Annotated in this window: 11 protein-coding genes; 10 read left to right on the top strand and 1 reads right to left on the bottom strand. The window is 47.2% G+C overall.

Translation table 11 applies throughout. The features are described from left to right. Positions 1 to 36: 36 nt before the first annotated feature. Complete coding sequence (locus tag BLQ44_RS02795; RefSeq protein ID WP_093191829.1) at positions 37 to 1,755, bottom strand: Rqc2 family fibronectin-binding protein; 1,719 nt, start codon at positions 1,753 to 1,755, stop codon at positions 37 to 39. Between the two features lie 217 nt (positions 1,756 to 1,972). On the opposite strand from BLQ44_RS02795, the gene remA reads away from it, so the two are divergent. The 10 genes from remA (at position 1,973) to rsgA (ending at position 12,664) form a co-directional block, all read left to right on the top strand. Continuing rightward, positions 1,973 to 2,236 (top strand): extracellular matrix/biofilm regulator RemA, encoded by a 264-nt coding sequence (gene remA / locus BLQ44_RS02790; protein ID WP_093191827.1) that lies wholly within the window; start codon positions 1,973 to 1,975, stop codon positions 2,234 to 2,236. Between the two features lie 13 nt (positions 2,237 to 2,249). Continuing rightward, positions 2,250 to 2,870, top strand: coding sequence for a guanylate kinase (gene gmk, locus BLQ44_RS02785; protein ID WP_093191825.1), 621 nt, complete (start codon positions 2,250 to 2,252; stop codon positions 2,868 to 2,870). Further along, positions 2,867 to 3,094: a DNA-directed RNA polymerase subunit omega gene (gene rpoZ, locus BLQ44_RS02780; protein WP_093191823.1), complete on the top strand. Its 228-nt coding sequence runs from the start codon at positions 2,867 to 2,869 to the stop codon at positions 3,092 to 3,094. Before gmk ends, rpoZ begins: the two co-directional genes overlap by 4 nt. 107 nt (positions 3,095 to 3,201) lie before the next feature. Beyond that, entirely contained in the window at positions 3,202 to 4,395 is a 1,194-nt protein-coding gene (coaBC, locus tag BLQ44_RS02775) for a bifunctional phosphopantothenoylcysteine decarboxylase/phosphopantothenate--cysteine ligase CoaBC (RefSeq protein WP_093191821.1), read from the top strand. Beyond that, entirely contained in the window at positions 4,392 to 6,797 is a 2,406-nt protein-coding gene (priA, locus tag BLQ44_RS02770) for a primosomal protein N' (RefSeq protein ID WP_093191819.1), read from the top strand. The genes coaBC and priA overlap by 4 nt, the downstream gene beginning before the upstream one ends. 16 nt (positions 6,798 to 6,813) lie before the next feature. Continuing rightward, positions 6,814 to 7,761 carry a methionyl-tRNA formyltransferase gene (gene fmt, locus BLQ44_RS02765; RefSeq protein ID WP_093191817.1) on the top strand — a complete coding sequence of 316 codons (948 nt, stop codon included), beginning with the start codon at positions 6,814 to 6,816 and terminating at the stop codon, positions 7,759 to 7,761. Then, positions 7,754 to 9,100: a 16S rRNA (cytosine(967)-C(5))-methyltransferase RsmB gene (gene rsmB / locus BLQ44_RS02760; protein ID WP_093192030.1), complete on the top strand. Its 1,347-nt coding sequence runs from the start codon at positions 7,754 to 7,756 to the stop codon at positions 9,098 to 9,100. The genes fmt and rsmB overlap by 8 nt, the downstream gene beginning before the upstream one ends. Before the next feature lie 9 nt (positions 9,101 to 9,109). Continuing rightward, positions 9,110 to 9,871: a Stp1/IreP family PP2C-type Ser/Thr phosphatase gene (locus BLQ44_RS02755; protein WP_093191815.1), complete on the top strand. Its 762-nt coding sequence runs from the start codon at positions 9,110 to 9,112 to the stop codon at positions 9,869 to 9,871. Further along, positions 9,871 to 11,784 carry a Stk1 family PASTA domain-containing Ser/Thr kinase gene (gene pknB, locus BLQ44_RS02750; protein WP_093191813.1) on the top strand — a complete coding sequence of 638 codons (1,914 nt, stop codon included), beginning with the start codon at positions 9,871 to 9,873 and terminating at the stop codon, positions 11,782 to 11,784. Before BLQ44_RS02755 ends, pknB begins: the two co-directional genes overlap by 1 nt. A gap of 13 nt (positions 11,785 to 11,797) precedes the next feature. Beyond that, a complete protein-coding gene (rsgA, locus tag BLQ44_RS02745) occupies positions 11,798 to 12,664 on the top strand; it encodes a ribosome small subunit-dependent GTPase A (RefSeq protein ID WP_093191811.1) in 867 nt (288 codons plus the stop codon). The last annotated feature ends 1 nt before the right edge of the window (position 12,665 follow it).

Here is a 12,665-nt window from a genome sequence, read left to right as displayed (position 1 = left end):
AAAGTCAGAAAAAATCCGGGTTTTTTCATTGAATAATCAGACGGATGCGTTCCGTTTTAATTGTTTTACGTTCTTTTCTTCCGGTGTGACAAAAAGCGTTTTCTGGTGATCGTAGGTGACGAAACCGGGTTTTGCGCCTGATGGCTTCTTGACGTGCTTGATCTTCGTATAGTCGATCGGTACCGAAGAAGAGGCCTGGAACTTGCTGAAATAGGCAGCCAGCTGAGCGGCTTCGAATAACGTATCCTCTGACGGCTCATTGTCTTTCACTACCACGTGAGAACCCGGGATATCCTTCGCGTGAAGCCAGATGTCCTCTTTATGGGCAAGACGGCTTGTTACATATTCATTCTGAAGATTATTGCGACCGACGAACATTTCGGTTCCGTCTGTAGCGACATATCTCTCAGGAGACGGCTTTTTCTTCTTGTTTTTCTGTTTACGAGGGTTCGATTTCTTCTTCATGTATCCCTCGTCTCTTAATTCTTCACGGATTTCTTCTACGTCCTCGGAACGGGCGGATTCCACCTGCTGCAGCAGGCGCTCCAAATATTCGATTTCCTGCTTCGCTTTGGTGATTTCCTGTTCTACGTACAGCTTCGAATTCTTAAGCTTCTGGTAATCCCTGAAGAAATTCTGGGCGTTCTCGCTCGGTGATTTGTTCGGGTTAAGTGTGATGAGCAGGTCAGGTTGGTCTTCCTTATAATAGTCGGTTACTGTCACTTCCTCATCACCTTGTTTCACCATGTGCATATGAGCTGTAAGAAGTTCGCCGAGTTTCTGGTAATCCTCCGCTGCTTCCGATCTTTTGATGGTTTCCTCGTGTTTTTTGATTTTACGGTGGTTCTTATCGATTTCGTTTTTCAGGAAGCGATGCAGATCCCCGGCCTGTTGTCTGATGCGGTCCCGCTCGGCTTTCCCGGAATAAAAGGCATCGAGCATCTCACTCACAGATCCATAGACCATTTTCTCTGCTTTCAGATGATCAAGAGGAAGTACGTGAAACACTTCTTTATCTCTTTCATAAATAGCAGGTGTGTACGAATGTGCCTCTATCAGACTTCTCACATGCTCATAAGCTTCACTGTACCCGAACGTATCTCCGAGGCCCGCTTTATGAACGATTTCTTTCGTAAGGAGCGGAGAGAAGCCCATGACGATGTTAAGAAGCTGACGGTCCATTTTCCCGGTATTGAAATCGAGCTTTCGGACGATATCTTCTCCCGTAAGTTTAAGCGGGTGGGTTTTCCCCTGGGACGGAGGTTGTTTATAAGGTTGTCCGGGCATAATCGTACGGTACGTATTCTGAGCAGGAGGCAAATGTTTGATGCTATCTAAGATATGTCCGCCTTCCTGGTCGACAAGCATGATATTCGAATGTTTGCCCATGATTTCGATGACCAGCGTTTTGAGCGTTTCGTCCCCGATTTCATTTTTGGTGCGAATCTGGATGTTGACGATCCGTTCATTCTCAATCTGCTCGATTCTCTCGACGAAACCTCCGACGAGATGTTTCCGAAGAAGCATGCACAGCATCGGAGGCTGTTTCGGGTTATCATAATTGTCTTTCGTTAAATGAAATCGTGCGTAGGTGGAGTGAGCTGACACTAAGAGAGAGTGGTTCGTTCTGTCTTTTCTCACCTGAAAAACGAGTTCTGTATCTGTTGGCTGATATATTTTTGTGATTCTTCCTGTTTGCAAGTCGTTATTCAATTCGTGAACCATTGCGCGTGTTACTATTCCATCGAATGCCATAAATTCTTCACCTCACCCTCAAGTATATCACGGAAGACAAACGTACGTTCAACTATCGCACAAATCGAATTTTTTTGTTACACTGTAGGTCGTGGTTACAGAAGTAAATGGAAGTAAATCCGAAAAATCCGACGTATCATTTGAGAAATCAGCCGTCATTCGCCTATAATAGAAGGTAATAAAATTGTAGGCAGTACTTGTTGGGAGGATACTAATTTTGAGTTTAAAACTGATCAATATAGGATTCGGGAATGTCGTATCAGCAAACCGTATCATTTCTATCGTGAGTCCGGAGTCGGCTCCGATCAAGCGTATCATCACGATCGCGAGAGATAACAATAAGCTGGTAGACGCTACATACGGAAGACGGACACGCGCAGTGATCGTTACGGATTCCGATCACGTCGTTCTGTCGGCGGTTCAGCCGGAGACGGTAGGCCAACGTGTGCTCAGTCATGAGGAAATGTCGGAAGATAACTAGGAGGAACATCGGTGTGATAAAAGAAAAAGGGATATTATTTGTATTATCCGGACCGTCCGGTGTAGGGAAAGGGACGGTTCGAAAAGCGCTGTTTGAACAGGATACAGAGCTTCGTTATTCTATTTCCATGACGACCAGAAATCCTCGAGAAGGAGAAGAAGACGGAATCGATTACTTTTTCAAGTCGAGGGATGAGTTTGAAAAACTGGTATCTGAAGGTGAATTGATCGAGTACGCAGAGTATGCGAACAACTACTATGGTACCCCGAAAGCTTACGTCGAACAGACGCTTGAAGAAGGAAAAGATGTTTTTCTTGAGATTGAAGTGAATGGTGCGCTTCAAGTCCGGGAAAATTTCCCGGAAGGAGTTTTCGTATTTCTGATTCCACCCTCTCTCGAGGAATTGAAAGACAGAATCGTGAGTCGCGGAACGGAAACGGAAGATAAGATCAAAGCACGACTCGAAGCGGCTCGCGGAGAAATTGATATGATGGATAAGTATGATTACGTCGTCGTCAATGATGATATCGATCATGCAGTGGAAAAAGTCCAGTCCATCGTTGTCAGTGAGCACTGTAAAAGGAGTCGTGTAGCCAAACAATACAAACAAGCACTGGAGGATGATGCCAAATGATGCTCGAACCATCCATTGACTCATTGCAGAAACAGATCAAGTCGAAGTACACCCTAGTCGCACTCTCCGCTCGTCGGGCGAGAGAACTGAAGCAGGGAGCAGAACCGCTTGTAGAAAAGACTTCTTCCCCACAATCCGTAGGGATTGCGCTTCAGGAAATCAAAGAAGGTCACCTTTCCTATTCGAATGCCGATAAAGTACACACTCGTACGGAAAAAGACTAATATTCAAAGGAAGAGCCGCGTTTATAGCGCGGCTTTTGTTATAGATGAAGGGCCAGAGTCAACGGGATCCGTTTAGTCCTTTATATCAAGCAAGGGAGGAATCATCCATGCTTCAAGGCAAAAAAATTGTGCTCGGGGTTTCCGGCGGTATTGCTGCTTATAAAGCGGCCGCTCTTACAAGTAAACTGACCCAGTCAGGGGCAGTCGTGAAAGTTATTATGACAGAAAATGCGAAATGGTTTGTAGGATCGTCTACATTTCAGGCTTTGTCCCGCCAGCCGGTGTACGATGATACGTTCGAAGAGCAGGATCCGAGTGGTGTACAACATATCGATCTGGCGGACTGGGCCGATATGTTTGTACTGGCTCCGGCCACGGCTAACCTTATTGGAAAACTCGCAAACGGAATCGCTGATGATATGCTTACAACGACACTACTGGCTACGGAAGCGAGTGTATACATAGCGCCTGCTATGAATGTGCACATGTACCAGCACGCGTCTGTGATGGCGAATCTTAAGAAGTTGGACGGTTTCGGATTCAAGTTCATTGAACCGGGAGATGGTTACCTGGCGTGCGGGTACGTGGGGAAAGGGAGACTGGAAGAGCCGGAGACCATTGTAGAAGTGCTGCGCAAGGAAACGGATCGGAGAAGGCAGCTAAGTGGCCGGAAACTATTGATAACAGCAGGACCGACAAGAGAAAAGATCGATCCTGTCCGTTATTTCACCAACCCTTCCACGGGTAAAATGGGGTACGCATTGGCCAGAGAGGCTGCCGAAATGGGAGCTGAAGTGACCTTGATCAGCGGGCCGGTAACTCTTGATACCCCTCCGAATGTAAAGAGAATTGATGTTGTGTCTGCCCGTGATATGTACGAGAGTGTCATGGAACACTTCCCGGATCAGGATATCGTCATTAAGACGGCAGCTGTCGCTGATTACCGTCCGGCTGTTACGTTTGACCATAAAATGAAGAAAAAAGACGGAGAATGGGAAGTGGAGATGGAACGAACGACGGATATTTTACAGGAACTCGGTAAGAAGAAGACGACCCAGTTTCTCGTAGGGTTTGCCGCAGAAACACAGAATGTGGAAGAATACGGGAGAATGAAACGGGATAAAAAGAACCTCGATGCCATCGTCGTCAATGACGTTTCAGAGGCGGGGACAGGATTCGGTGCTGATGAAAACCGTGTCATTTGGATGGGGAAAGAAGAAGAGAAGTTGCCGCTTCTTTCAAAACAGGATGTAGCCAGAGAGATCCTGGACCGGATCGTCAGGGAGATCCGAGACCTATGATTGCAAAAGTGATTGTGGATGTACCGACGAATCAGACGAATCGCCCCTTCGATTACCTTGTACCTGAAGGGTTCGAGAAGGGGATAGACATTGGTATGAGAGTAATCGTCCCATTCGGGCCCCGCAAAATCCTCGGATATGTCGTCGGGCTTCAGGAGGCAACGGATGTAGAAAAAGTGAAGCCACTGGAAGAAGTGCTCGATGTGACCCCTGTACTCACGGAGGAACTGTTGGGACTCGGGAAATGGTTGGCTTCCCGCACTCTAAGCTTTTACATATCCTGTCTGCAGGTCATGTTGCCGCAAGTATTAAAAGCCAAGTACAAAAAAGAAATATGGCGGTTGGAAGAGCACTTGCCCGAGGAATTGGAACGTCTGTTTGAAGGGAAAGATATGCTTACGAACGAGGAATGGGAAGTATCTTCCTACGGGTATTACCATTTGAAAAAATGGGTGGACGATGGCTATCTCGATGTACGGTATGAGGTGAAGAGTAAAGAAACGAAGCGGAAGATAACGGTGATTGAGCCCTCTCTTGATATGCAGAAACTGGAAGAAGCTCTCGTGGATATTTCTCCTCAGGCGAAAAAGCAGCGGGCTCTCCTCGACTTTTTCATCGAGTATCCGGACCCGATTCCGAAAAAAGACCTGCTGAAGCGACTGGAGACTACGGACGCTTCGCTTAAACCACTTGTGAACCAGGGTTACCTTCGATCTTATACGCAGGAAATTTTGAGAGATCCTTATGAAGGACATACTTTTGAGGAGACGAGCCCGCCTCCTTTGACGGATTATCAGCAGGAAGCGAAGAATCAGATCGTTGCTTCTGTCCATGAAGAAGAGCCGGAAGTCTTTCTTTTGCACGGGGTTACTGGCAGCGGCAAGACGGAAGTATATATGCAGTCCATCCAGGAAGTGTTGGATCGCGGAGAAGAAGCGATCATGCTCGTGCCGGAAATTTCTCTGACCCCGCAGATGGTAGAGCGTTTCAAAGGAAGGTTCGGTTCCAAGGTGGCTGTCCTTCATAGTGCTCTCTCAGCCGGAGAGAAATTCGATGAGTGGCGGAAGATTCAGAGGCAGGATGTGAAAGTTGTCGTTGGTGCCAGGTCAGCGATTTTTGCACCTTTCAGAAATCTCGGTCTGATCATCATCGATGAAGAACATGAGACGAGTTACAAGCAGGAAGACAGGACGAGGTACCACGCGAGGGATGTTGCGATAAAGAGAGCAGAGAATCACGGGTGTCCGGTGGTTTTAGGTTCCGCAACTCCTTCGCTTGAAAGTTTTGCAAGAGCTCAAAAAGGTAATTATCACCTTCTGCAATTGCCGGAGAGAATGAACAAACAGGCGATGCCCTCTGTCGAACTCATTGATATGAGAGAAGAACTGCACGAAGGCAACAGATCGATGTTTTCTCATGCACTAAAAGAAAAGCTCGAGGAGCGTCTCAGAAGAGGGGAACAGTCCGTGCTGTTCCTCAATCGCAGAGGATACTCCACGTTTGTCATGTGCCGGGATTGTGGTCATGTCGTTGAATGTCCACACTGTGATATATCGATGACGTATCACCGGAAACAGGAACAGTTGAAGTGTCACTACTGCTCTTACGAACAACCGATGCCTTCCGAGTGTCCGGAGTGCGAAAGCAAAACGATCAGATATTTCGGAACCGGAACGCAGAAGGTCGAAGAACATCTGCAGCAATTGATCCCTGAAGCAAGGATCATACGTATGGATGTCGATACTACAAGGCGTAAAGGGGCGCATGAAAAGCTTCTGACGAAATTTGGGAATCATGAGGCGGATATTCTCCTCGGTACTCAGATGATCGCCAAAGGACTCGATTTCGGGAATGTAACGTTAGTTGGCGTATTGGCAGCGGATTCCCTGCTGAACCTTCCGGACTTCCGGGCTTCGGAGAAAACGTTCCAGCTGCTCACCCAGGTAAGTGGTCGGGCAGGACGTCATGAAAAGGAAGGCGAAGTCGTCGTACAAACGTATACTCCGGAGCACTACAGTATTCAGCTTGCGAGCACCTATGATTTCGAACAGTTTTATGTAGAAGAAATGAAATACAGGAAAATGTTCCACTATCCTCCTTTCTATTATTTGACGTTGCTCACGATTTCTCATCCGAATACGTTCTACGCTCAGGAAGTGACGAGGAAGATTTCGCAATACCTATCCCAGAACCTTTCAGAAACATCGGAAGTCCTGGGCCCGACACCATCGCCTCTCGAGCGCATCAATAATAGATATAGATATCAAACCATGGTAAAATATAAGGCAGAACCGCACCAGCACAAGTACGTTCAAAGAATTATGAATTACTATGAGAACGAAATGAAAGATCAGAATGGCTTACAGATCATCGTTGATTTTCAGCCATATCAGCTTATGTAGGAGAAAGGACATTGTTATGACGAATATCGTATTCATGGGGACCCCTGATTTCTCGGTCCCTATTTTAAACAGATTGATTGAAGAAGGGTATCATATTCCTCTGGTCGTGACCCAGCCTGATCGGCCTAAAGGAAGGAAGAAAGTGATGACACCTCCACCAGTGAAGCAGGCTGCTATAGAGCATGGGATCGAGGTATTCCAACCCGAAAAGATAAAAGAATCCTATGAGAAGATCTTTGCTTATGAGCCGGACATTCTGATTACGGCTGCTTACGGTCAGATTCTTCCGGAGCCGCTTCTTGATTATCCGGAACTTGGAGCCATTAATGTGCACGCTTCTCTTCTTCCTGAATTACGGGGTGCAGCACCGATCCATTACGCACTGATGCAGGGCAAGAAGCAGACTGGAGTTACCATCATGTATATGGTCAAAGCCCTGGATGCCGGTGATATGCTTTCGAAAAAGACGGTTGAAATCGAGGAAACGGATGATGTGGGGACTCTGCATGACAAGTTATCCGATGCCGGAGCCGGGTTGTTGAAAGAGACACTTCCTGGTCTGATAGAAGGTACGCTGATCGCTGAACCTCAGAATCATGAAGCGGCGACATTCGCATCCACTATCAAACGAGGAGAAGAATCGATTGAGTTCACCCGACCTTCAGAGGACGTATGGAACCATATCAGAGGGATGAGCCCTTGGCCCGTGGCGCACACCGTTTGGGAAGGGAAACCTTTGAAACTGTGGGCGGCGCGAAAAGGGTCACTTACACACTCAGAGGTTCCGGGAACAATTCTCGATAAGTCTCCAGAAGGAATCGTTGTGGCCTGTGGAGACGGAAGAAGTGTAATCGTGACGGAATTGCAGCCAGCCGGGAAGAAGAGAATGGATGCGGCTGCGTTTGTGAACGGTGTAGGACAGGCTATGAACATAGGTGATGTTCTGGGTGAGAACAATGAGTAAGGGTACTGTACGTTCCTCCGCTCTTGAGCTTTTGTCCCGCATCGGAGAGGAAGGAGGGTTCAGTCACGTTCTTCTGAATCAGGAGATTGATAAGCGGAAGTTCTCTACTGCTGATGCCGGTCTGCTGACCGAACTTGTATATGGCACTCTTCAAAACAGAGACCTCCTTCAGTACTGGCTGCACCCCTCCATCAAGAACCAGAAAAAAATCACTCCCTGGGTGAAGTGGCTCTTGTATATGTCTGTGTATCAGATGAAAATGCTCGACCGCATTCCCGACCATGCCATCATCAATGAAGCCGTAAACCTGGCAAAAGAGAAAGGCCATAAAGGAATCGCTTCCTTCACAAACGGTGTACTTCGCTCCATTCAGCGAGATGGTGTTCCGTCTGTAGAAGTGATCGAAGATGAAGAAGAACGACTGGCCATAGCAACGAGTCATCCTTTATGGCTCGTGAAAAGATGGACGGAACAATATGGCGAGGAAGAGACTAGGGAGATGTGTGAAACGAACCAGTTACGGATGCCGGAATCCATACGGGTTCAGCCTATGTTGACCAGCCGCGAAGAAGCGATGGAAGAACTTAAGGCAGACGGATTTAAGGTGGAAGCCTCTCCATTTTCCGAACAAGGCATTATTATCCATGAAGGAAATATTATTAAGCATCGTCTTTTCCGGGAAAGCCTGGTTACGATCCAGGATCAGAGTTCTATGCTGGTGGCCGAGCTGATGAAACTGGATTCGGGACTATCAGTGCTAGATGCGTGTGCGGCCCCCGGAGGAAAGACAACACACATAGCGGAGAAAATGAAGAACGAAGGATCGATTCATGCTTATGATCTTCATAAGAAAAAAGCCCGGGCCATAGAAGAGAAAGCCAAGTCTCTGAAGCTGACGAATATAAAAGCAGAAGGTTTTGATGCCAGAAAACTTCAAGAGAAACATGAAGCGGAAGTGTTCGACCGGATTCTTGTGGATGCTCCGTGCTCAGGGTTTGGTGTTATACGTAGCAAGCCTGATATCAAATACAGCAAAGAAGAGAAAGATATATATAACTTGAGAGAGATCCAGGATGCGATCCTTGATCACGTAGCACCGCTTCTGACGGCAGGTGGTTCCCTTATTTACAGCACTTGTACGGTCGATAGGCACGAAAATGATGAAGCCGTGCACCACTTTATCGAGACTCACCCGGATTTTATAGTCGAAGATCTGCGGGAGGAACTCCCCGAGGCCCTCAGATATCGTTGGATAGAAGGGACAGGCGTACAGATCTTCCCACAGGATGCGGACTCTGATGGTTTCTTTTTGACGCGTCTCAAAAAACGTTCGAAATGAGGTGGAGAAATGGAAGGTTTTTTTTGGACGGATACCGGAAAGGTGAGACCCCATAACGAAGATGACGGGGCAGCAATTGAACACCCTGATGGCGGGTCCTGGCTTTTGATTGTCGCCGATGGCATGGGAGGGCATCGTGCCGGGGATGTTGCCAGCAGAATAGCCGTTGAGCGGATGACGGAAGCGTTTTTGGAAAGAGAGACTTTTGATGTGCCGGAAGAAATGGAAACGTGGTTAGCAGAAAAGATGCAGGATATTAATGAAAGCATTCTTTCCTACGCTTCGGTCAACGAAGAATGCCAGGGCATGGGAACGACAGTGGTTGTTGCTATTTGCACTCCATCTTTCCTCGTTATCGCTAATATAGGAGACAGCAGATGCTACATTGCCGATGGAAGTGGATTCCGTCAGGTGACGAAAGATCATTCTCTCGTGAATGAACTGGTTCGCTCCGGTCAGATTTCAGAAGAAGAGGCTGATCACCATCCAAGGAAAAACGTACTTTTGCAGGCAGTTGGAACAGAAAAGGATGTTTCGCCTGATCTTCATTCTCTTTCACCTGAAGGGCATACAAGAGTGATCCTTTGTTCAGACGGGCTTACAAATAAAGTATCAGACGAAGAACTTTCTGCATTGGCCGATTACAACAACGAGGTTGAGACCATGGCTGATGAATGGATCGGGCTTGCTAATGAACGTGGGGGTGAAGACAACATTTCCATTGCTATTCTGGACTATTCGTCTTCCCCCGAAAAAGCAGGTGACGAGTGATGCTTGAAAATCAAATGCTAAATGACCGTTATCATGTGAAGTCGATGATAGGCGGCGGAGGTATGGCGAATGTTTATTTAGCTTTTGACACGATCCTTGAAAGGCACGTGGCCATCAAAGTACTACGGTTGGAATACGGAGATGATGACGAATTCATTACCCGTTTTCATAGAGAAGCACAAGCAGCGATCAGCCTCAATCATCCGAATATCGTTAATATTTTTGATGTGGGTGAAGAATCGGATATATATTACATGGTCATGGAATATGTCGATGGTATGACTCTGAAAAAATACATACAGACGCATGCCCCTGTAAACCTTGAGGAAGCGGTAAGGATTATGAGGCAGATTACTGATGCAATTGGACACGCCCATGAAAACGGTCTTATACACCGGGACATCAAGCCTCAGAATATTCTGATCGACTCAAGCGGAGCCGTGAAAGTTACGGACTTCGGCATAGCGATGGCCCTTTCTGCTACCGCATTGACACAGACGAATTCCGTTCTCGGATCTGTACACTACCTGTCTCCGGAACAGGCCCGGGGAGGGATAGCCACAAAGAAATCGGATATCTACTCGCTTGGAATCGTCTTCTTCGAATTGCTGACGGGACGTCTCCCTTTTTCCGGAGAGTCTCCGGTGTCTGTAGCTTTGAAACATTTGCAGCACGACACACCGGCGGTATCGAACTATGCAGATGTTCCGCAAAGTGTAGAAAATATCGTGTTGAAATCGACGGCGAAAGACCCCTTGCATCGTTATTCTTCCGTCGAACATATGGACGAAGAGTTAAGTCACTGTCTTGAACATAGAGATGTAGAGCCTTTTCAGGTTCCGGAGGAGGAAGGGGAGAAAACGAAGGCGATTCCTGTTGTGACCGAAGATACTCCTGTTTCTTCCGGTGGTGATACGCTTGTGCATGCTCCAGGCCCTGGTCCGAAGAAGAAGGAAAAGAAAAAGAGAAGCAAAAAACCGTGGATCATCGCCTTTTTTCTTTTTTTACTCATGGGCGCAGGAGCTGCAGTAGCTATCCCCATGATGCTTGAGCCGAAAGATGTGGAAATCGCAGACGTTACCGGAATGGAATATGAAGAAGCTTATAGTACGCTGCGTGATTTGAATCTGCAAGTGGAACGGGAAACGGAGTATTCAGATGAGGTAGAAGAAGGGTATGTGATAAGGACAGATCCTCCGGCCGGCAGTGTGACAAAAGAGGAATCCACGGTAACCGTCGTTTCCAGCATGGGGAAAGAGACGGTCCGTCTCGAAGATTACACGGGTGAAGATTTCGAGTCGACGAAACAAGAGCTTGAAGAACAAGGATTTGCCTCTGTCTTTTCGATCAGTGAAAGTTCTGAGCGTCCTGCAGGGGAAATATTGGAACAACTCCAGCCTTCTGAGAATCAGGAAGTGGTTCCAGGAGAAACGAGCGTGCTGTTCCGCGTGAGCACAGGACCACCGAAGGTTATGCTGAGACCTCTCAGGAATATGACCCAGGAAGAAGCGAGAAATTATCTTGAAGAAGAAGGGCTTCAGATGGAGACCAGCGAACAGTTCTCTCGTAATATTGAAGTCGGAAGGGTTATCTCTCAGTCTCCGGAAGCATTTACGGAAGTGAATCAGGGGACGACTGTAACCGTGACGGTCTCCCTTGGTCAGAAACAGGAACCTATAAGGGAAGATACGCTATCACTGACTTTACCTTATAACGGAGAAGACGGAGAAGAAGAAACCTACCAGATTTATGTAGATGATGCGAATAGTGACGGGGAGGAAGTGTACCAGGAAGAGACGATCACTGAAGAAACGACAGTGGAAATAGATGTCCAGATAAACCCCGGTTCTGAGGCTTTATACCGAGTGGAACAGGATGGAGAGATTATTGAAGAAGGAAACCTTAATTACTAAAAGGAGGGCCTGAATGGCTTCTGGTATCATCATTCAATCGCTGAGCGGCTTTTATGACGTTCTGTCCCAAGGGGAAACGTATCGATGTAAAGGCCGCGGCGTATTCAGGAATAAAAAAATCACCCCTCTCGTTGGAGACATCGTGGAATTCGATCCTGATGAAGGATATCTCCTATCTGTCGAACGAAGGACCAACGAGCTTGTTCGTCCTCCGGTAGCGAACATCGACCAGGCAATCATCGTGATATCGGCTGTAGATCCAGCTTTTAATTCCCGGCTGCTAGACCGCTTCCTGGTGCTTGTCGAGTCGAAATTGATCGACCCGATTATTGTTATATCTAAGCAGGATCAGGTGGTTTCAGCGGTGGAAATAGAGGAATACCAAGCGGTGTATGAAAAAGCCGGCTATCAAGTGATACTAAGTGAGCCGGGTAAGAAAGAGGCGCTGACTGCTGTGAAGGAGCTCTTTAAGGATAAGACAACAGTCATAGCCGGACAATCCGGGGTAGGAAAATCGACATTACTGAATGCCATCCACCCTGACCTTTCCCTGGAAACAGGAGAGATTTCAAAAAGTCTGGGGAGAGGCAAGCATACGACAAGACATGTGGAATTATTTTCGATCAATGGTGGGTTGGTCGCCGATACCCCTGGCTTCAGTTCTCTGGAGTTCGACTCTGTGAGTGCTGAGGCGCTGGGGGAGTGTTTTCCGGAAGTGAGAGAAAATGCTGCGTTCTGCAAGTTCAGAGGTTGTCTTCATGATAAAGAACCGAAGTGTGCAGTCAAAGCTGCTGTGGAGAACGGGGAAATTGCCGAGGGAAGATATGAACACTATATCGAGTTTTTACATGAAATTCAAAATAGAAAGCCGAGGTATTGAT

Origin of the sequence: Salimicrobium halophilum (assembly GCF_900100295.1) — a bacterium.
Taxonomy (GTDB): Bacteria; Bacillota; Bacilli; order Bacillales; family Halobacillaceae; genus Salimicrobium; species Salimicrobium halophilum.
The sequence above is the reverse complement of the archived record's forward strand: the minus strand, read 5'-3'. Positions and strand labels throughout refer to the sequence as shown.

Excerpts from the sequence above, each read along its gene's own strand:
- coaBC (WP_093191821.1), top strand. The coding sequence starts at position 3,202 with ATGCTTCAAGGCAAAAAAATTGTGCTCGGGGTTTCCGGCGGTATTGCT.
- rpoZ (WP_093191823.1), top strand. The coding sequence starts at position 2,867 with ATGATGCTCGAACCATCCATTGACTCATTGCAGAAACAGATCAAGTCG.
- priA (WP_093191819.1), top strand. The coding sequence starts at position 4,392 with ATGATTGCAAAAGTGATTGTGGATGTACCGACGAATCAGACGAATCGC.
- rsmB (WP_093192030.1), top strand. The coding sequence starts at position 7,754 with ATGAGTAAGGGTACTGTACGTTCCTCCGCTCTTGAGCTTTTGTCCCGC.
- rsgA (WP_093191811.1), top strand. The coding sequence starts at position 11,798 with ATGGCTTCTGGTATCATCATTCAATCGCTGAGCGGCTTTTATGACGTT.
- fmt (WP_093191817.1), top strand. The coding sequence starts at position 6,814 with ATGACGAATATCGTATTCATGGGGACCCCTGATTTCTCGGTCCCTATT.
- pknB (WP_093191813.1), top strand. The coding sequence starts at position 9,871 with ATGCTTGAAAATCAAATGCTAAATGACCGTTATCATGTGAAGTCGATG.
- BLQ44_RS02755 (WP_093191815.1), top strand. The coding sequence starts at position 9,110 with ATGGAAGGTTTTTTTTGGACGGATACCGGAAAGGTGAGACCCCATAAC.
- BLQ44_RS02795 (WP_093191829.1), bottom strand. The coding sequence starts at position 1,755 with ATGGCATTCGATGGAATAGTAACACGCGCAATGGTTCACGAATTGAAT.